Consider the following 19055-nt stretch of genomic DNA (forward strand, 5'->3'; position numbering starts at 1 on the left):
TTCACTATTCGTGATGGACATACCGCACGGCGGGCAATAAGAATCTCTTATTGCCCGCTTATGCGGGTGTTCAGCTCTTGGGAGTAACTCATGGGTGCATATGTCATCCGCCGAATTTTACAAATCATTCCTGTGGTCATCGGCACCACATTTCTCATTTATCTCATGGTGTGGGGTCTGCAGTCAGACCCCTTTGTTGGGCGTTGCGGTGAACGCGCATGCCCCGAAGCGTACGTTCAAATGATGCGGGCTAAATACAACCTCGATGACCCGCTTCTCATCAGCTACGCGAAGTATTTCCTTAACCTCATTACCGGAGACTTTGGAACCACATTCTCCGGAATTGACGTGACCGATCAGATCAAAAACCGCTTTCCCACCACTTTCCGCTTAACGATTATCGCAATCGTGTTCGAGGCAGTCATCGGCATCGCTGCCGGTGTGTGGGCCGGGTTGCGTCGCGGAAAGTTCATCGACAGCTTGGTCTTGGTTTCGACCCTTGTCGTTATTTCTATTCCGGTGTTCGTTATCGGTCGTGTTCTTCAGCTCTACCTGGGTATGCAGTGGCAGATCTTCCCTGCGACCGCTTCCCCCGAAGGCAAATGGAGCGAACTCATCCTCCCCGGCTTCGTTCTAGGATCAGCATCGATTGCATACGTTGCACGTCTGGTTCGTAACTCCATCGCTGAAAACATGCGCTCCGACTATGTCCGCGCAGCTACCGCAAAGGGCCTGACCCAAACACGCGTCGTAGGTGTCCACGTTTTGCGCAACTCCATGTTGCCGGTCGTCACATTCCTCGGAACCGACTTTGGTGCGCTCCTTGGTGGAGCGATTGTCACCGAAGGTATTTTCAACGTTTCCGGTCTAGGTGGAATGGTGTTTGGTGCGCTTAACGGGCGCGAAGGACAAACAGTGACCAGCGTTGTCGCTCTCTTCGTCCTTGTGTACCTCCTGGTCAACCTCGCCGTTGACGTTCTCTACGCATGGCTCGACCCAAGGATCCGATATGAGTAATCCAGAAAGTTTGACAGTTGCCGAAACGGCACCCGTACAAGATCCGATCAAGCCCGACGGTGGCGATGCGCCACGTGCTACCTCGCTCACTGGCGACGCGTTCCGCTCAATGTTCAAGAGGCCTCTGTTCTGGATCACAGCTGGCGTTTTGTTGCTATTCATCGTCATGGCGATTGTGCCGGAACTCTTCACCTCGAAGAACCCCAACGAATGTTCGCTTCTGCGCACTAAGCAACTGCCCAGTTCAGAAGCGATCTTCGGTTACGACGTCCGCGGATGCGACGTTTATGCACGCACTATCCACGGTGCTCGCGCGTCGATTCTCGTGGGGGTCCTTACCTCGATTGGAGTTCTGTCGATCGGTGTGACACTCGGCGCGATCGCTGGGTACTATCGCAAGTTCGCCGATATGCTGATTTCTCGCCTGGGTGAGATTTTCGCAGGTATTCCGGTGCTGCTTGCAGGACTCCTTGTCCTGGTGTCCTTCCCAACGACACCTCAGACTCCGTACTTCATCACGATCCTCAAGGTTGTCATCGCGTTGGCTCTCTTCGGTTGGCCAGGGCTCATGCGTATGATGCGTTCCACGGTTTTGCAGGTAGCCCAAATGGACTACGTACAGTCGGCCCGCGCTTTGGGTGCGTCAGGCTGGCGCATGATGCTCAAGCACGTGATTCCAAACGCCATTGGACCGGTCATCGTGATTGCAACGATCAACCTGGGTGTGTACATCGCAGCCGAAGCCACCCTGTCGTTCCTGGGTATCGGTTTGCAAGGAAACGTCGTGTCATGGGGAATTATGATTTCGGACTCGCAGTCGTACATGCGTGTTGCTCCGCACATGATGCTCTTCCCAGCTGCCGCACTGAGCCTGTGTGTATTCTCGTTCATTGTGCTCGGTGACATTGTGCGTGACGCTTTCGATCCAAAGTCGAGGTAAAGAATGGACAACAACGACTCTGCAAAGCAGCCACTCTTGGACGTGCGTAACCTCACGGTTGAGTTCCGCACACAACAAGGTGTCGTAAAAGCCGTCAACGGGGTGAACTATTCGGTTGACGAAGGAGAGACACTCGCCGTTCTGGGTGAATCTGGGTCGGGTAAATCCGTCACGGCTCAGGCAATCATGGGAATTTTGGACACTCCTCCCGGTTTTGTGACCGGCGGTGAAGTTCTGTTCCGCGGACGTGACGTTCTGAAAATGTCAAAGGAAGATCGTCGGAAAGTCCGCGGGCAGAACATCGCCATGGTGTTCCAGGATGCTCTTTCTTCACTGAACCCGTTGTTCCCGGTTGGATGGCAGATCTCCGAGGTACTGCGCAAGCGCAAAGGCATGAACCGTAAGGACGCCCGCGAACGCGCGATCGAGCTGATGAAGCGAGTGCGCATTCCCGCCGCAGCTGACCGTGTAGGTGATTATCCACACCAGTTTTCCGGTGGTATGCGTCAGCGCATCATGATCGCAATGTCGATCGCTCTGGACCCTGACGTCCTGATTGCTGACGAACCCACCACCGCACTCGATGTGACGGTTCAAGCGCAGATCATGGATCTGCTGAAAGAACTCCAAGAAGAGCGCGGTATGGGTTTGGTGCTCATTACGCACGACCTGGGTGTCGTCGCTGACGTCGCCGACAAGATCGCCGTGATGTACGCCGGGCGTATTGTCGAATCCGCTCAGGTTCACGACATCTACCGTCAACCAGCTCACCCATACACAGAAGGGCTTTTGGCTTCGATCCCCCGCGTGGACATGAAGGGTCAGGACCTCGCCGCTATCAAGGGGCTACCTCCGAACCTTCTGAATCTCCCCGCTGGGTGTGAGTTCGCGCCTCGGTGCCCATATGCCATGGACACATGCCGAGCTGAACGCCCATCTAAGCAGGAGATAGTTCCGGGTCGATTCGTCACGTGTCACCGAGCTGAGGAGGTTTTCAATGGCACAGCAAAGTGAGCCAATTCTGCAGGTCCGCGACCTCACGAAACACTACCCCCTCACCAAAGGCGCTGTCATCAAGCGGAAGTACGGTGCGGTCAAGGCAGTAGACGGTGTTTCCTTTGACCTGTACCCCGGTGAAACTTTGGGAGTTGTGGGTGAGTCTGGATGTGGAAAGTCCACGATGGCTCGTCTGCTCATGGGACTTGAGAAGCCCACTTCCGGTGAGGTTCTCTACCGAGGTGAGCCTGTGTTTGGACGTTCGGGTGCCAGCCTCAAACGCATGCGCCGTAACGTTCAGATCGTGTTTCAGGACCCTTACACCTCGCTGAACCCGCGTATGACCGTGGGCGACATCGTGGGTGAGCCGCTTGAGATTCACCCCGACGTTGTTCCCAAGAACAAGCGTGCTGAACGGGTGCGTGAACTTCTCGAACTGGTGGGTCTGAGCCCAGATCTCATTAACCGCTACCCGCACCAGTTCTCTGGTGGTCAGCGTCAGCGTATTGGAATTGCGCGTGGTTTGGCGCTCAACCCTGAAATCATCATTTGTGATGAGCCGGTTTCTGCGCTTGACGTGTCGATTCAGGCTCAGGTGATGAACCTTTTGGGCAAGCTCCAGAAGGAGTTGGGTCTTGCGTATATCTTCATTGCGCACGACCTCTCTGTTGTCCGCCACATTTCTGACCGTGTGGGCGTGATGTACCTGGGTCGTTTCGCTGAGATCGGTGACGAAACCGACATTTACGAAAACGCAGGTCACCCCTACACTCAGGCGCTCCTGTCTGCCGTCCCAGTGCCGGATCCGGAGGCGCGTGAGTCCAAGAAGCAGATCGTTCTGCAGGGTGATCCGCCTTCACCGGCAAATCCACCTAGCGGCTGCCGCTTTAGGACGCGGTGTTGGAAGGCTCAGGAGATCTGCGCCACCGAGCTCCCAGAGCTCAAGATCCGTGAGGACTCTGACGTCAAGCACGCCACTGCGTGCCACTTCCCCAGTATTGACCCTGGTGTGGAGTAAGACCGTGTAGAACCACGTATGGCCCGGAAAAATCCGGGCCATACGTTTTTCTATAGAGCAGTCATCCCCCACACAAACCAAGCGAGCGAGATGCCTATCAGCACAAGCGGAAGCGCATCTACTTTTTGCTGGGGCGGCGGAGTTTCCGCTTTGCTCTTCTTCACATTGGTTAAGTGAGACGTGACCATCTCGATTTCGGGAAGTGCAGGAGCTATGCCCGCTGCGCGCTCAGTCCGGGCCTTCTTCGAGCCCATGTCGGTGAGCGCCCACGCGTTGATTTTCTTTCCAGAACAGCGCAACTGAAGTCCGTACGTGGTGTCAACCGACGTGACCGAGGTCGACTCAACTTCCGTGCTACGCACGGGGTTGATGACGCGCACCCCGGTGTCGGTCAAAGTCACGTTAGGGCGACCGTAGAAAATCCACGCCCCACACGCAAACAGGACGGGCAGACCGCACAGGGCAACGCCTCGGACGGAAAACTCTTGCCACAGAATTGAGCCAACCGCGACCACCACTACCGCACTGGTGATGAGCCACGTCCAGCGCATGCTTCCCAGCTGGAGTCGGGTCACCATCCGCGCTGGCGCCACTCGTCCAGGTGAGGACGCTCAGCACCCAGTTCAGTGCGAACGCCGTGTCCTGGAAGAACGACGGTGTCGTCAGCAAAAGGTTCGAAAATACGGGTTTCGAGGTCGTTCATCAGCTGCGTGAAGTCTTCTGGGTTAGTGGTTTTGCCTGGACCTCCAGGGAAAAGCGAGTCACCACTGAAGATGAAACGCTGTTCACCGGGATAGTCACGCAAGACGTATGCGATCGAACCTGGAGTGTGTCCCTTGAGGTGCACGGCACGCAGACGGAAACCGTCGAACTCGAGCATGTCGTCGTTGGCAAGCTGTTCGTCGATCTCGATGCCGGTCTGGCTTTCGATTTCAGACACGTCGTACAGTCCTGCGAGCGTGCGGGCGTCAAACATGCGCGCGATCTCAGCAAGGGACTGCACGTGGTCCGGGTGGCTGTGTGTGGTGAGAACAGCTTCGAGTGTGCCGTTCCCGTGTTCCTTCACGAGCTTTTCGATCTGAGCAGTGTCATTCGCAGCGTCGATGAGCACCTGCTTGTCTGTTTTCTTCGACGTGATCAAATAGACGTTGTTCTCCATATCCGACACGGAAATCCAACGAATTGTAACGTCGTTAAGTTCAAGCGTTTCCATACGTCCTCCTTTGTAAAACGTTCACTCTCAACCCTAGTCTTGAACGAGGGAGGGATTCAGCCTGGCGTGGGTAATTCTTGTACTTTCTGGAATGTTTGAAGTTGTATGGGCGTTTGCCCTGGCTGCCCGTTCCATGAAGTTGTGGCTCCGAGCCGTGATTTTTGTGATCGGAGGCGTTGTGTCGATGGGCGGTCTTGCGCTGGCGCTTCGCACGATCCCCGTAGGCGTGGGGTATGCGGTGTGGATTGGTGCCGGCGCTGTCACCACTGTTGTGGTGTCATTCATTCGCGGCCATGAAAAGCCCACAGCGCTCCGGTTGGTATGCGTATTTCTCGTGGTGGCCGGCGTAGTGGGGTTACAGGTGATGGCATGAATTGGTTCATCCTCTTCATCAGCGGCGCACTTGAAGCAGTGTGGGCGCATGCGCTTGCAGGCGATCTGCCTTATGCCCCGGTCTGGTTTGTCATCGGTCTGTGCTTGTCATTGGCCGGCTTGAGCTACGCCATGCGCACGATTCCCATGGGTACGTCGTATGCCGTGTGGTCAGGGGTTGGAGCCGCAACTACTGCGGTATGGGCAGCACTGCGAGGTGAACCGTTTGGCCCCGGAACAATCCTGTGCCTGATAGCCATCATCGCAGGTGTTGTTGGCTTGCAGTTGGCTACGCGCTCTGCAAAACCCTCTGGGAAGACCTCTCAGGATGCCATGAACGACACTAAGTGATCGGCCACGAGTTCCGGGTGCTCAACCATGACAATATGGGCTGCGTCTGGAATGACTGCGAACGTGCCGTGTGGGGTTTGGCGTGAGAGTTCGCGCATGGAGTCCGGGTCGTTGCCGAAGTCCTGTGCCCCAGCCATGTACAGGATGGGAATGTCGATGTTAGGCACGCGGTCGGTGATGTCGTACGTGGCCAGGGCCGCACAGCAGGCAATGTAGGCCTGGTCCGAGGTCGTTGCCATGTCTTCGAGCACCATGTGACCGGCAGCGATGTCATCGTCGAGGAAACCGGCCGCGAACCACCTGTCGGCGGTGTCTGGCAAGAGAGAGCGAGTGCCGTCTTCGCGCACTGTTTCGATGCGGTCGTGCCAGGTTTCAGGATCCCCAAACTTAGGAGCAGTGCACACCGCTGCGACGCGTTCGACGCGGTCAGCGTGGTCGAGTGCCAGAATCTGGGCTACTCCCCCAGAGATTGAGCAGCCAGCATAGAAGAATTTCTGGGCGTCTAATGAGTCAGCAACAGCGACAGTGCGTTGCGCGATCTGGTCGACAGTGAGGTTGGTGGCTTCGCCGTTTTCAGGAGCGTTTGCAGCGTCCAGGCCGTGTCCGGGAAGTTCGGTGATTACCACGCGGAAGTGCTCCACCAGGCGGTATCCCACCGAAGCCCACACGGTGGAAGCTGTTCCAAGAGGTGTACCAAGAATGAGAAGGGGAAGGTCGGAATCGGTTGCATTCAGAATTCGATAGGCAAGCGGTTTCACGTATGCTCCTTTCTTGTTATTCCAATCCTATGTGTGGCCCGGGTTGTTGCAGTACCTTTATTGCAGTACCCCGCCGCTTTCTTTTAGGTAGCACGCAGGACACAGCGACTCATATGTCACGCTCATGCCGTCGATAGCTACTTGGTCGCCGTCAAACACATAGTTGCCGTCGACTTTGCGGCCATTGAACATGGCTTTACGGCCGCACCGGCAAATGGTTTTGAGTTCTTCGAGGCTGTGCGCAATCTCTAAAAGCCGTGCTGAGCCAGGGAAGGCATGAGTTCGGAAGTCGGTGCGAATGCCGTAACACATCACTGGAACGTTCCGACAGACGGCAATCCGCATGAGCCCGTCAACTTGTTCGTTTGTCAGGAACTGGGCTTCATCGATGAGGAGACACGCAACGGGATCGGTGGAAAAGTCAAGAGTTTCTAACAGGGCTGAGCGATCAACATAACCTGCGACGTCGTCAAAGACATCCTCGACAGTGTCAGTGGGGTCAATGAGGAAGTCCACGGTGCGGGTAACGCCCAAGCGAGACACGATCTGCGTATTGCCTTTTGTGTCAATTGCTGGCTTCGCTAACAGAACTCGCTGCCCACGTTCTTCATAGTTATACGCAGCTTGTAAAAGCGCGGTCGACTTTCCCGAGTTCATCGCACCATAGCGGAAATAAAGTTTTGCCACGTCCGACCTTCCTTCCCCGGTTCATGCTACCGCGTACCGAATGGATAGACTGAGCAATGAAAACTACTGTCAACAGGGAAGCACACATGGCTCAGATCATTTACACCCGTACAGATGAAGCTCCGCTTCTTGCAACATATTCGCTTAAGCCCATCATTGAAGCTTTTGCGCGCAAAGCCGGAATCGACGTCACCACACGTGACATTTCACTGGCCAGCCGTGTCCTGGCTCAGTTCCCTGACTACCTGAAGGAAGACCAGCGCCACAGCGACGCTCTGGCAGAACTGGGCGACCTTGCGAAGACACCAGAAGCTAACATCATTAAGCTTCCAAACATTTCTGCTTCCGTTCCCCAGCTCAAGGCCACCATCAAGGAACTGCAGAGCCAGGGTTTTGCAATTCCCAACTATCCTGAAGAGCCGTCCACTGACGAAGAGCGTGACATCCGCGCCCGTTACGACCGCGTGAAGGGTTCAGCTGTTAACCCAGTTCTGCGTGAAGGTAACTCTGACCGCCGTGCGCCTAAAGCTGTCAAGCAGTACGCACAGGCTCACCCGCACTCCATGGGCGAATGGACCGCAGACTCCAAGACGCAGGTCGCAACTATGGGCGAAAACGACTTCCGTTCCAACGAACAGTCCGTCATTATGCCTGCCGATGACACGCTGACTATCCGCCACGTAGGAGCTGCGGGCACCTCGGTCCTGAAAGACGACCTCAAGGTTCTCAAGGGCGAAATTGTCGACTCCACGTTCATGGATGTTGCGCGTTTGGACGCATTCTTGAAGGAACAGGTCGCCAAGGCTAAAGAAACAGGTGTTCTCTTCTCGGTTCACCTCAAGGCCACCATGATGAAGGTGTCCGACCCGATCCTGTTTGGCCACGTCATCACCACTTTCTTCCCGCAGACGTTCGCCAACTATGGCGACGTGCTGGCAAAGGCAGGGTTGAGCCCTGCAGACGGTCTGGGCGCAATCCTGGCTGGTCTTGACGAACTGGACGGGGACGACGCGGAACAGATCAAGGAATCGATCTCCAAAGAACTCGAAGAAGGCCCTGCTTTGGCCATGGTGAACTCCGACAAGGGAATCACCAACCTTCACGTTCCATCTGACGTGATCGTGGACGCATCCATGCCAGCCATGATTCGTATCGGTGGAAAGATGTGGGGACCAGACGGGAACGAGGCCGACACCCTGGCTGTTATCCCTGACTCGTCATACGCCGGTGTCTACCAGACCGTGATCGACGACTGCAAGGCACACGGAGCGTACGACCCCGCAACCATGGGATCGGTACCGAACGTGGGTCTCATGGCACAGAAGGCCGAAGAATACGGAAGCCACGACAAGACCTTCGAAATCAAGGAAGAAGGAACCGTCGAGGTCGTTAACTCCGCTGGCGAAGTTCTCATGAGCCACAAGGTGTCCGCCGGGGACATTTGGCGTGCATGCCAGACCAAGGACATCCCAGTCCGCGACTGGGTCAAGCTGGCTGTTACCCGCGCTCGCTTGTCAGAAACACCTGCAGTGTTCTGGTTGGACGAGACTCGTGCCCACGACCGTAACCTTATTGAAAAGGTCAACGAGTACCTCAAGGAGCACGACACTGACGGGCTGGACATTCGCATCATGAACCCGGTTGACGCGACCCAGTTCTCACTCGACCGGATTCGTGAAGGCAAGGACACCATTTCGGTGACCGGTAACGTGCTACGTGACTACAACACTGACCTGTTCCCCATTCTGGAACTTGGAACCTCAGCCAAGATGCTCTCGGTGGTTCCGCTGATCGCCGGTGGTGGACTGTTCGAAACCGGTGCTGGTGGTTCTGCTCCTAAGCACGTACAGCAGCTCGTGGAAGAAAACCACTTGCGCTGGGACTCCTTGGGTGAGTTCTTTGCGATTGCGGAGTCTCTGCGTCACTTCAAGCTCAGCGATGGGAACGAGCGCGCTGGCGTTTTGGCCTCCACCCTCGATGACGCAACGGCAACGTTCTTGGAAGAGAACCGCTCGCCGTCACGTAAGGTGGGCGAGATCGACAACCGCAGTAGCCACTTCTACCTCACCCTGTACTGGGCTGAAGAACTGGCCAAGCAGACTGACGACGCAGAGCTTGCGCAAGCATTTGAACCGATCGCACGCGAACTGCGTGAGCAGGAAGAGGCCATCACCAAGGACCTCATTGAGGTGCAGGGCGAAGGTGTTGACTTGGGTGGTTACTACAACCCAGACGACGCGAAGGTGACCGAGGTCATGCGACCTTCAACAACCTTCAACGACATCATCGCCAAGCTGGGTAGGTGAAAGGATGAGTAACCCTCAGGCAACGCCTCCTTCGTTTGGGTCTGGGCCCGGATCGTTGGGATCTGGACCCCAGGCACCTCACAGTGCACCACCAGTGGCAGACGGCGCACAAGCACCGGAAGCACCTCAGATCGACGGACCGGTATATGACAAACCTGCACAGTCCACGAAGCAGGAGAAGTCAGGCGTGTCCGCGTTCATATGGGTCGCATTGATTCTGGGTGCGTTGATCCTAGTGTTGCTATTGGTGTTTGTCATGCAAAACAACCAGCCGGTAGACATCAGCTACTTCGCCTGGTCGTTCTCCATGCCACTGGGAGTTGCGCTCCTCCTCGCTGCGATCGCTGGAATTTTGATCGCCGCGATTATTGGAACCGTGCGCATCATCTTGCTTGGGCGCAGGCTCAAGAGAGCTCAAAAGCGTTAATAGCTCACTTGACAGGCCCACCACGGAGTTGGAAATATCCGTGGTGGGCCTCTTCGTTTTACTACCCATATCTGCACTTTTCTGCACTCGTCGCACAGTCTGGAGTACACCGTGAGCAAGTACATCGAATTCATCCCCAATGCTGGTGCGTGCGCAGTTTCTAAAAATGTCCTTTCCGGTGAGGGGAAAGTGCGGTGGATGGTGCGTGGAGAATCCCACGCACCGGCTGATAACGGGTGGCAGATCCTCAGCGATATCGATACGTCTGACTACCTGAACGACCCTTCGAACTGGCAGATTGCCGACTTCAACGACCTGTGCGCTATCGAACCAGCGCTCATCGGAATCTGGGACATGCCAGTAGGCTCCGATCTGGAACTGCTCCGCCACGAAAAAGGTATGAGCATCATCGACAGTAAAACCGGTCGCGTCATCCCCCAAGAAGAGCTGTTCGTTCCTCCCCAGTTCCGCGACTAGAAGGCTTCTCCACACTACCCCTGCTCCCCCAGCGTGGTTTGCACACTTGCTTAAGTGCATACATATTGAGTTGTGCCCCCGTAACGTGCCGGTATAGAACCGATGTCATGGAGTTCGTCGTACCTTTTCTGATGAGCATGGCCGCAGGTCTAGCAACCGGCTTGGGCGCCCTTCTGGGGGTAACAAACCTCGCACGTTCCGCCCGTTTCTTCTCAGGCGCTCTAGGCTTTTCAGCCGGCGTCATGATTTACGTGTCACTCGTAGAAATCCTGCCCGAAGCAATCGAATCAGTAGAAAACCCAGCTGCACCTTGGATTGCAGTGGGCGCCCTATTCGGCGGAATCGTTTTTGCCGCCGTCATTGACGCGCTGGTCCCGGACCACATCAACCCTTCCACAACCACCACCTCGGACGTGCGTTTGCTCCGCATGGGCGTTTTCACAGCCATTGCGATTGCGCTCCATAACTTCCCCGAAGGCTTCGCAACGTTCCTCACCGCGCTCACGGATCACACGCTGGCTATTCCGATCGTCGTTGCAATTGCAATCCACAACATTCCGGAAGGTCTCGCAGTAGCCGTCCCTATCCTTCACGCGACAGGATCAGTAGCCAAGGCGTTTCGTTGGGCTCTGCTGTCCGGACTCGCAGAACCAGCCGGTGCGGTTCTGGGATACCTGATCCTCGCACCGTTCATGACCCCCACCATTTTCGGAATCGTGTTCGCCGGGGTGGGTGGAATCATGGTCTACATTTCGTTCAGCCAGCTTCTCCCAGCCGCCCACAACCAAGGTCATCCCAGGGCGCCGCTGTTCGGCTTGTTTGCGGGGATGGCAGTCATGGCGCTGTCCCTGCTCATGCTGGGATGAGGACAGGTAACGCCCGAGGTCGTACCTGCACCCGCGCGCCCCGCACCTTGGTGTAGACCTCACCGTCAACGTGGAGGCCGTGCGGTGCGTCCAGGTCAAAGGACTCCCCCACGTGGGCACGAATGGCAGCAGGCTCCCGGCCAGCTCCCACAGCCCAGGCACCGGCACATGCCCAGTCAGCAAGCGTTGTGGGAGAGAAAACCGTGTGGCACAGGGAGCCGGAGTCTAGACGCGAGTCAAAAATCCGCACGCGGTGAGGCACGCCAGCGATGTTCCCCACTTCTTCCGTCCACGGGTTGCCCGTCCACGACCACAGGCGGACACCCGCTAGGATGTACGACCACCAGTGCTTCTGGGCAGGTGTGCGTTGGATGGCTCGCACTGAGTTTCCCACTCCCACAGCCACCAAACTGGTGGTGGTAGAGCCACTGGGATGAAGCGTCACACGTGCCACATCCACATCGGCTGGGCCGGGCGGAAACGTTGCCACCAAGTTTCGCCAAAACAAGTTCGCAGAACCCACCGGAATAGGAATGAGGCGCGGTGGAACAGCCGGCTGACGCTCATCGATCCACTCAATCACGGCATGCGCACATTGTGCAACGGTTCCATCGCCACCCACCACAACGAGCCGTTGAGCCCCAGCGTCTAAGAGCCTCCTCGCCTGTTCCCCACCCGGGTGAGCGGGCGTGGTGTAGGTGACAACGACCTCGGCCGAGGTGGTAGCAACCGAGCTGGAAGCAGCGCGCAACCGCTCAACAACCTGGCGCGTACCCCGGCGCGCGGGGTGCGCCACAACCCCTATCACACGTAACGTTTCACACCTGCGAAGTCACGCGCTCCGCCCCATGACTTCCAGTTCACGATCTCAACTGACCGTGAAGCATTAGGCGCGTGGATCATCTTCCCGTGACCGATGTACATACCCACGTGGTACACGCTTCCCTTACCGCGCTTGGAAGCGAAGAAAATCAAGTCACCCGGTTGCATATCGCGCTGGGAAACCGTGCGCCCCATCTTCGACTGTGGCCCTGAGTCACGCGGAATCGTAATGCCGTGTGCCCGGTAGATCGAATAGGTGAAGCCTGAGCAGTCAAAGCCGTAGGATGACGTTCCACCCCACGTGTACTTCAACCCCAAGAACTGGCGTCCCGTCTCCACCAGCTGTGACGACTTGGGCTTTGGAAGGTTCTCGCGCTGGTCAAACCGCTCAACGTCATTAAAGGAGATCCATCCGAACCGGTTGTCCGGCAGTGCTACGCGGGCCTTTCCATCGCGCGTGTTAGTAATCGGAAGTCGCGTGTTGAAAGGCACTTCGATCCGCGTGCGACCCGTGGTTTTGGTGGGTTCAGCTTCCACATACGCCCGTGATTTCTTCACCGAAACCACATGCGTCAGTTTCTTGCTCGCATCCCCAAAAGCGGGACTCTTCGCAAGCTGTCGCTTAGGCACCCACGCTTCATATCCGCGAGGTTTGCCAGGCGCTGGTTCGGTGGTCACACCTACGCGAGCCCATTCGCCACGCACATCCCACACGTACACCGCATCACCGTAGATCGCTTGCGTTTCTGTGCGTCCGGTCAACCCCTTGCGGTCGGTCAGCCCGTGATTCCATTCATCCATTTTCGCTGGATTCTGCAAAGCCGGTGCATCCTGTTTACGCGGGGATGAGGGCGACTTCCACAATGTCGCGGCTGAAACCACAACATATGCTGTGTCACCCTTACGCACGTCACCGTGACGAGCAACAACCGGAGCTTTAGGCATTGGCGCAGGCGCCTGAGTTTTTGGCTCCGACAGATTCGGCTCTTTCACCACTGGTGCTGGTTCTTTGTGTTTGCGAGGTTTCGCTTCTTGCACGTTGTGGTCACGGACATTTCCCGTGAGCAAATAAACGTGGTTGGTAGGTTCCGTGGCAAATGCTGGCGTTACTGTTCCTGCAACCAGCGTTGCGGCGAGAATCGCCGAGGTGGCAAAAGTTTTCATCACACTGTCCTTGCTAGGGGAAGACGGACATTTTGTACACAAGTCTAGCGAGCTAAAACGATGACGAGATAGACACGCTCCGGCGAGTCGTTGACAGTTCTCCAGGTTTAACCCGTATCGTGTTCTCCGATGGTCCCGTCTTCCCCTATGTAAGGACCCCTGATGAAACGTTTTTTTGTGTCAGCAGTTGCTCTGTCAGCTGCAGTTGCTTCGCTTGCGCCTGCGACCACGCATAGCGCACTCCCGTTTGACCCTGGCGCTGAACCGTTCCAGACTCAAATCCGGACAAACCCGAGCGCTTATGACGCTCACTCCCAGTCATCTGCCAAAATGAGCGATCAAAACGCGCCAGTCACCACCACACAACAGAATGTCGATGGCGCACAGCAGACGATCAACACCACAAAAGCTAACTCCCAAAAGAACAACTCTCGCCTGATTACCGTCATGGGCGTGACCTGGGAAGGCGAAGGCGAACGCAATGTGCAGTACCGCACTCGCCACGCCCAAGGTGAAAACTGGGGCGAATGGGAACAGATGCCTGTCAGCGACGAAGGCCGTGACCCCAACTCCGACGAACACAACGAGTCCACCGACGCTGTCGTCGTAGCTCCATACGAAGTGGTACAGGTGAAGTCTGACGGCCCCGTCAAGGTTTCAGTCTCGGTAACTGAACGGACTCAAGCGGACGACATCATAGCCGGTCACGCGATTGACCGCCCGCTCCACGACACTGGTAGCGACACCCCAGACCAACCCGCCGACCCTGGCGAACTGGGGGCGACCTCGGCGACCAACACCACGTACAACGCACAGGCGGCAAATGGTGCATTCGAAGCCAACAACGTCGCCAAAGTTGACGGGCTCGAATACGTGACCCGAAGCCAGTGGGGCGCAAGTAGACCACGTTGCGACATCGACCATGCCAAGCGCAACGAAGGTGTCGTCATTCACCACACCAACGGTGCAAGCAAGTACTCACAGGGCGAAGTTCCCGGCATTTTGCGCGGTATCCAGGCATACCACCAGAAGAGTCGTGGCTGGTGCGACATCGGATACAACATGCTCATTGACCGATTTGGCAAGATCTACGAAGGTCGCGCAGGCGGACTCGACAAGGCAACCGTAGGCGCACACGCGGTGGCGGTCAACGAAGGTACGTTCGGCGTTTCCGTCATGGGAACGTACAACAAACCCGCACCTCGGGAAGTTGTTGACGCGCTGTCCCGCGTGATTCGCTGGCAGTCACAGAAATGGGGCTGGAACGTCAACTCAAACATGAGAATCAGGTCCGCTGGCGGCCCCGGCGCTAAGAAGCCAAAGGGTGCCATGTTTAACGTGCCACGCGTGATTGGACACCGCGACGTCGGCTCTACTGACTGCCCCGGTGACGGCCTGTACGGTCAGATTCCTGAGATCCGTCGCTTGTCCAACGGAAACCCTATTGACGAATACGCCAACAAGCACAATCTTGGCAAGCCTAGCTCGGGCGAAGTCACGCTGAAGTTCCGCAACGACACGAAGGCACGCAACTATGGATCGCGATTAGTTGTTTCAAACGACCGCGGAACCTACCGAATCGAAGGCGCGATTCTCGACGCGTGGAAAAAGATGGGGTGGGAACGGTCCCGCCTGGGTCTTCCTATCACCGACGCAATCTGCGGGCTTCCAGATGGCGGCTGCTACCAGAGTTTTGAAAACGGTGTAGTCCACTGGTCGAAAGGCTCCGGAGCACACGCTACCTATGGTGCTATCCATGACGAATGGGCCAAGAACAAGTATGAGCGTGGACCGTTGGGCTACCCAGTCGGAGACGAAGTGACCAAGAATGGCTCCGCTTCTCAAAAGTTCCAGTACGGCACGATCACGTGGTCCAAGAAGGACGGCGCAAAGGCCCGAGTGCCCAAAGTCAGCGGGAACGCGAAGTGACGCTCAAGCACTTTGACGACTCCGACTTGGAGCGAGTCTTATGCGTTGTTGCCCACCCGGATGATATGGAATATGGCGGATCGGCGTGCGTGGCCAAATGGGTCAAGCAGGGCGCGCGCGTGCGCTACGTTCTGCTGTCAGCTGGAGAGGCGGGTATCCGCACGATCGCACCTGACGAGTGCAAACGCATTCGCGTTGCCGAGCAGGAAGAAGCGTGCCGAATCGTGGGTGCTGAACTGACTGTTTTGGAGTTTCCAGACGGTCTGATTGAACCAACTCACGAGGTCCGCGAAGCGATCACTCGAGAGATTCGCGAGTTTCGCCCTGACGCGGTTATGACCATCAACTTTGACCTTAAGGCCCGGTGGGGACTCAACCACGTTGACCACCGGGCGTGCGGCGTAGCGACGGTTGATGCGATCAGGGACGCTGACAACCCGTGGATATTTCAAGGAGCTGGCGAACCGTGGAAGGCTCACCAGCTCCTTGTAACCGGCGCAGACGACCCCACCCACTACGTCGATGTTTCCGGCGAACCGTTCGAAGCTGGGGTAGCGTCTTTGGCGGCTCACCGCGTGTATCTCGACAACCTCGGTGATGACTACCCCACGGCCCGGGAACTCTTCGATCAGTTCACGGCAGGAACGGGGACCGAGGTGGGAGTCGCCAACGCGCTAGCAATTCGCGTCTATGACATGTGATTAGTTCAGGGCGTTCAAAGCAGCGTCGTAGTCTGGTTCTTCCCCGATTTCTTCGACTTGCTGTGAGTACACGATTTTGCCGTTCTCATCAATCACAACAACAGCGCGCGAGTACAGACCCTTGAGCGGCCCGTCGGTCATTTCAACGCCATAGTCGTCGCCAAACGGTGAACGGAAACCAGAACCGGACACCACGTTGTCGATTCCTTCTGCACCGCAGAATCGACCCAGAGCAAACGGCAGGTCCTTCGAAGCGCAGATTACGACAGTGTTCTCAAGCTCTGTAGCTTTTTCATTAAAAGTGCGCACAGACTTTGCACACACCCCGGTGTCAACAGACGGGAAGATGTTCAGAACAACACGCTTGCCCTTGTAGTCCGACAGTGCAACTGGTTCGAGGTCAGTTCCGGTCAGTTCAAATTCGGGCGCTGAACCGGTAGGCAGGTTTCCGTTGGTTGTAACTGGGTTTCCTTGAAACGTGATAGTAGCCATGCCCCCAGTCTTACGGTGATCCCCGCTCCGCGCAAGGGGGTAAAGTGAACTCGTCACGAACACACTTCACATTCACAGAAGGAGCCCCAATGAGTGGTGGGCTTGTCGCTCTACTCGACGACATCGCAGCAATCGCACGTATGGCGGCAGCCAGCGTCGACGACGTTGCGGTGGGTGCTGCCAAGACCAGCGCTAAAGCGGCAGGTGTGGTGGTCGACGATGCCGCGGTGACTCCTCAGTACGTCTCCGGGGTGGAGCCAGCTCGTGAACTGCCGATCATCCGAAAAATCGCGACGGGTTCGATCGTCAACAAGCTGGTCTTTATTTTGCCACTGGCTCTTTTGCTCAGCGCGTTTGCTCCGTTCCTGCTCACCCCGCTTCTCATGATTGGTGGAACGTACCTGTGTTTTGAAGGTGCCGAAAAGATTTGGCACAAACTCACTCATAGAACTGGCCACGACGACAACCCCGCTCAGGAAGAATCGAACCAGGAGAAGCAGGCTGAACATCCTGTTCGCGAAGACGCTGCCGAAAAACAGCTGGTGCGTTCTGCAATCGTCACCGACTTCATTCTGTCGACAGAGATCATGGTGATCTCACTCAACGAAGTCATCTCCGAACCGCTGCTCATGCGCACGGCCATTCTGGTCGCGGTCGCGCTCTTCATTACGATCGCGGTTTACGGGGTGGTGGGATTGATCGTCAAAATGGACGACATCGGTTTACGCCTCGCCCAAAAACCCGCTACCCAAAAGCTAGGAACCTTCCTGGTCAACGCAATGCCTAAGCTGTTAAGCACCCTCACAATCGTGGGAGTTTTCGCGATGCTCTGGGTAGGTGGCCACATCCTCCTCGTGGGTGCCGATGAGCTGGGCCTCCACTTACCGCTTCACATCGCTCACGCTGTCGGTCATATTTTTATTGACATCCCCGCAGTGGGCGGTGTCCTCAACTGGTTGGGCGAAACCGTTGTAGCCATGGTGGTGGGCTTCGTGTGGGGCCTTCTGGTTATTGCTGTTGTGGCTGCGGTGAAGGCGACTGCACGAGCTTTTCGACCACAATCATGACCACCACAATCACGCCACCCACCAGCATGAGCAAGATGGGGCCGGCGACCGGCGCATAAGGCGCTACAAGCTCTCCAGGTGCAGATGGGTCTGGGGACTGTTGCCATGGCCACAGCGCACGCACAGATCCAAGCATGAGCCCGGCCATGGCCATAAGTGTGACCAGGCGGAAGCGTTTCAGCAAGAATTGCAGAAGCTGGACAAAGGACGCTAGACCGATCACTGCTCCCAGCATGAAGACACCAAGGTAGCCCCAATCGCGCTGGTGAACGGCATCAAGTGTGGTGGTGTACAAGCCAACGGCCAAAAGGAAGAACGATCCGGAAACTCCCGGCACCACAAGCGCGCAAATCGCAATCGCGGCTGTCACAATAACTATCCACGCAGGCGGATGCGCTACTACTCCGCCACCAGCTTGACCCACTAGGACAAATGCAACAATCGTTGCGATCACAAAAGCAACCGCGCCACCTATCCACGTTTTGGCTGTGTTGATGTGACGTTCAACCGCACTGTCATAGGCCATGGATACTGGCACATAGATAGAAACGATCACCAGGCCAAAAAAGAGGCCACGAGCATGTTCCGGGGAGTTCGTCACAAAAGAGCTCATGATTCCGGCGATCGAAAAGACAGCCGTCACCATTCCCAAGAACACCGGAATGAGAAGCCCCCACTGCACATTGCGCAGTTCATGCATAAATCCGTGAACCCGGTCCGGTCCAGTCACGAGTCGCTTACACGCATGAAGGAACGCGACTGCAGAGGCGATGAGCTCATCGTAAATCCCAGTCACCAGGGCAATCGTGCCACCGGAAACGCCGGGCACCAGTTCAACAAGGCCAATGAGAAAGCCGCGCACAAAGTCAAACGGCATGAGCTTGATCGATCGTTTTGGGTGAGTCACAGTTGAGCTTTCTCCTTCACCTGTCGCTGGATACGCGCAAGCATTCCAGTCATACCGTTTAGCCTCAGCGGGCTCACCAGCGAAGTGAGCGATAGTTGTAGTGCAAAATCTTCCGGCACGGCCTGCACTTGACGGGCCGTGGCACCGTCCAACCCTTCCGTTAAAATGCCTGCGAATCCGCGGGTTGTCGGAGCTTCAGCCGGAGCAGAAAAGAACAGTGAAACGCGCGCATCTTCTCCCGTACCATCGACTTCCGCGATAAAGAAGATCGGTGACTGGCATTCGGGAACTGGCTCTAAAAGATCCGGGTTATCTGCGTAGCGTTGCGGGAGTTCGGGGATCTCATCGGAGAACTCAAGCAACAACTCCAAGCGTTGTTCCTCTGGTGTCTGTGCAAAATCACGGACAATGTCGTGCAGTTCGGACGGAACATCAGCAGATAGTGTCACTGTCACTCCTCTTCATTTCCGTTCCAACGATATGCCACCAGCCCGTGCGATCAGCGGTTTTCCGCACGTGTTAATCGTCACCTGCAAGAAGAAATG

21 protein-coding genes and 1 pseudogene are annotated in these 19055 nt (G+C 56.4%); 13 read left to right on the forward strand and 9 right to left on the reverse strand.

The window, feature by feature from the left end; all coding sequences use genetic code 11:
• The first annotated feature begins 90 nt into the window (after positions 1 to 90).
• The 4 genes from HMPREF0183_RS09495 to HMPREF0183_RS09510 are packed head-to-tail and all read left to right on the forward strand — an operon-like array spanning position 91 to position 3971.
• Positions 91 to 1017 (forward strand): ABC transporter permease, encoded by a 927-nt coding sequence (locus HMPREF0183_RS09495; RefSeq protein WP_005885422.1) that lies wholly within the window; start codon positions 91 to 93, stop codon positions 1015 to 1017.
• Complete coding sequence (locus HMPREF0183_RS09500; RefSeq protein ID WP_005885423.1) at positions 1010 to 1957, forward strand: ABC transporter permease; 948 nt, start codon at positions 1010 to 1012, stop codon at positions 1955 to 1957. Before HMPREF0183_RS09495 ends, HMPREF0183_RS09500 begins: the two co-directional genes overlap by 8 nt.
• Before the next feature lie 3 nt (positions 1958 to 1960).
• The gene (locus HMPREF0183_RS09505; protein ID WP_005885425.1) at positions 1961 to 2971 is read left to right on the forward strand and encodes an ABC transporter ATP-binding protein; all 1011 of its coding nucleotides are present in this window, start codon (positions 1961 to 1963) and stop codon (positions 2969 to 2971) included.
• A complete protein-coding gene (locus HMPREF0183_RS09510; protein ID WP_005885427.1) occupies positions 2955 to 3971 on the forward strand; it encodes an ABC transporter ATP-binding protein in 1017 nt (338 codons plus the stop codon). The genes HMPREF0183_RS09505 and HMPREF0183_RS09510 overlap by 17 nt, the downstream gene beginning before the upstream one ends.
• A 50-nt stretch (positions 3972 to 4021) precedes the next feature.
• On the opposite strand, the gene HMPREF0183_RS09515 is transcribed toward HMPREF0183_RS09510, so the two are convergent.
• Positions 4022 to 4549: a hypothetical protein gene (locus HMPREF0183_RS09515; protein WP_005885429.1), complete on the reverse strand. Its 528-nt coding sequence runs from the start codon at positions 4547 to 4549 to the stop codon at positions 4022 to 4024.
• On the reverse strand, positions 4543 to 5184 hold the full coding sequence (locus HMPREF0183_RS09520) for an MBL fold metallo-hydrolase (protein WP_005885431.1): 642 nt from the start codon (positions 5182 to 5184) through the stop codon (positions 4543 to 4545). The genes HMPREF0183_RS09515 and HMPREF0183_RS09520 overlap by 7 nt, the downstream gene beginning before the upstream one ends.
• A 73-nt stretch (positions 5185 to 5257) precedes the next feature.
• Here HMPREF0183_RS09520 and HMPREF0183_RS09525 point away from each other — a divergent pair, with 73 nt between their 5' ends.
• Both HMPREF0183_RS09525 and HMPREF0183_RS09530 read left to right on the forward strand, forming a co-directional pair.
• The gene (locus HMPREF0183_RS09525) at positions 5258 to 5557 is read left to right on the forward strand and encodes a DMT family transporter (RefSeq protein WP_280990792.1); all 300 of its coding nucleotides are present in this window, start codon (positions 5258 to 5260) and stop codon (positions 5555 to 5557) included.
• Positions 5554 to 5907 carry a DMT family transporter gene (locus HMPREF0183_RS09530; protein ID WP_005885435.1) on the forward strand — a complete coding sequence of 118 codons (354 nt, stop codon included), beginning with the start codon at positions 5554 to 5556 and terminating at the stop codon, positions 5905 to 5907. Before HMPREF0183_RS09525 ends, HMPREF0183_RS09530 begins: the two co-directional genes overlap by 4 nt.
• On the opposite strand, the gene HMPREF0183_RS09535 is transcribed toward HMPREF0183_RS09530, so the two are convergent.
• Positions 5880 to 6665: an alpha/beta fold hydrolase gene (locus HMPREF0183_RS09535; protein ID WP_005885437.1), complete on the reverse strand. Its 786-nt coding sequence runs from the start codon at positions 6663 to 6665 to the stop codon at positions 5880 to 5882. The two genes, HMPREF0183_RS09530 and HMPREF0183_RS09535, sit on opposite strands and share 28 nt — an antisense overlap.
• Before the next feature lie 57 nt (positions 6666 to 6722).
• Complete coding sequence (locus HMPREF0183_RS09540; protein WP_005885439.1) at positions 6723 to 7352, reverse strand: thymidine kinase; 630 nt, start codon at positions 7350 to 7352, stop codon at positions 6723 to 6725.
• An 86-nt stretch (positions 7353 to 7438) separates the two neighbouring features.
• On the opposite strand from HMPREF0183_RS09540, the gene HMPREF0183_RS09545 reads away from it, so the two are divergent.
• The 4 genes from HMPREF0183_RS09545 to zupT all read left to right on the forward strand — a co-directional run bounded on the left by HMPREF0183_RS09545 (position 7439) and on the right by zupT (position 11428).
• Positions 7439 to 9658, forward strand: coding sequence for an NADP-dependent isocitrate dehydrogenase (locus tag HMPREF0183_RS09545; protein WP_040348867.1), 2220 nt, complete (start codon positions 7439 to 7441; stop codon positions 9656 to 9658).
• Positions 9659 to 9662: 4 nt separating this feature from the next.
• Positions 9663 to 10085 (forward strand): lipopolysaccharide assembly protein LapA domain-containing protein, encoded by a 423-nt coding sequence (locus HMPREF0183_RS09550; RefSeq protein WP_005885443.1) that lies wholly within the window; start codon positions 9663 to 9665, stop codon positions 10083 to 10085.
• Between the two features lie 111 nt (positions 10086 to 10196).
• Positions 10197 to 10562 carry a DUF2185 domain-containing protein gene (locus HMPREF0183_RS09555; protein ID WP_005885445.1) on the forward strand — a complete coding sequence of 122 codons (366 nt, stop codon included), beginning with the start codon at positions 10197 to 10199 and terminating at the stop codon, positions 10560 to 10562.
• A gap of 107 nt (positions 10563 to 10669) precedes the next feature.
• Positions 10670 to 11428, forward strand: coding sequence for a zinc transporter ZupT (zupT, locus tag HMPREF0183_RS09560; RefSeq protein ID WP_005885447.1), 759 nt, complete (start codon positions 10670 to 10672; stop codon positions 11426 to 11428).
• A 502-nt stretch (positions 11429 to 11930) separates the two neighbouring features.
• Here the strand turns inward: zupT and HMPREF0183_RS13525 are convergent.
• Together HMPREF0183_RS13525 and HMPREF0183_RS09570 are read right to left on the reverse strand one after the other, a co-directional pair.
• Positions 11931 to 12236 (reverse strand): annotated as a pseudogene (locus HMPREF0183_RS13525) (diacylglycerol kinase family protein); the annotation flags it as partial.
• Positions 12233 to 13414: a C40 family peptidase gene (locus tag HMPREF0183_RS09570; protein ID WP_005885451.1), complete on the reverse strand. Its 1182-nt coding sequence runs from the start codon at positions 13412 to 13414 to the stop codon at positions 12233 to 12235. The pseudogene HMPREF0183_RS13525 and the gene HMPREF0183_RS09570, both read right to left, overlap by 4 nt.
• 162 nt (positions 13415 to 13576) lie before the next feature.
• Between HMPREF0183_RS09570 and HMPREF0183_RS12275 the strand changes: the two genes are divergently transcribed.
• Together HMPREF0183_RS12275 and HMPREF0183_RS09580 are read left to right on the forward strand one after the other, a co-directional pair.
• Positions 13577 to 15343, forward strand: coding sequence for an N-acetylmuramoyl-L-alanine amidase (locus HMPREF0183_RS12275; RefSeq protein WP_005885455.1), 1767 nt, complete (start codon positions 13577 to 13579; stop codon positions 15341 to 15343).
• Positions 15340 to 16044, forward strand: a complete 705-nt coding sequence (locus tag HMPREF0183_RS09580; protein WP_005885457.1) for a PIG-L deacetylase family protein — start codon at positions 15340 to 15342, stop codon at positions 16042 to 16044. The genes HMPREF0183_RS12275 and HMPREF0183_RS09580 overlap by 4 nt, the downstream gene beginning before the upstream one ends.
• On the opposite strand, the gene tpx is transcribed toward HMPREF0183_RS09580, so the two are convergent.
• Positions 16045 to 16536 (reverse strand): thiol peroxidase, encoded by a 492-nt coding sequence (gene tpx / locus HMPREF0183_RS09585; protein WP_005885460.1) that lies wholly within the window; start codon positions 16534 to 16536, stop codon positions 16045 to 16047.
• Positions 16537 to 16625: 89 nt separating this feature from the next.
• On the opposite strand from tpx, the gene HMPREF0183_RS09590 reads away from it, so the two are divergent.
• The gene (locus tag HMPREF0183_RS09590; RefSeq protein ID WP_005885462.1) at positions 16626 to 17603 is read left to right on the forward strand and encodes a DUF808 domain-containing protein; all 978 of its coding nucleotides are present in this window, start codon (positions 16626 to 16628) and stop codon (positions 17601 to 17603) included.
• Here HMPREF0183_RS09590 and HMPREF0183_RS09595 read toward each other — a convergent pair.
• Positions 17545 to 18510: a DUF368 domain-containing protein gene (locus HMPREF0183_RS09595; RefSeq protein WP_005885463.1), complete on the reverse strand. Its 966-nt coding sequence runs from the start codon at positions 18508 to 18510 to the stop codon at positions 17545 to 17547. The genes HMPREF0183_RS09590 and HMPREF0183_RS09595 overlap by 59 nt on opposite strands.
• A complete protein-coding gene (locus HMPREF0183_RS09600; protein ID WP_005885466.1) occupies positions 18507 to 18959 on the reverse strand; it encodes a SufE family protein in 453 nt (150 codons plus the stop codon). The genes HMPREF0183_RS09595 and HMPREF0183_RS09600 overlap by 4 nt, the downstream gene beginning before the upstream one ends.
• Between the last annotated feature and the right edge of the window lie 96 nt (positions 18960 to 19055).

The organism is Brevibacterium mcbrellneri ATCC 49030, from assembly GCF_000178455.1.
Taxonomy (GTDB): Bacteria; Actinomycetota; Actinomycetes; order Actinomycetales; family Brevibacteriaceae; genus Brevibacterium; species Brevibacterium mcbrellneri.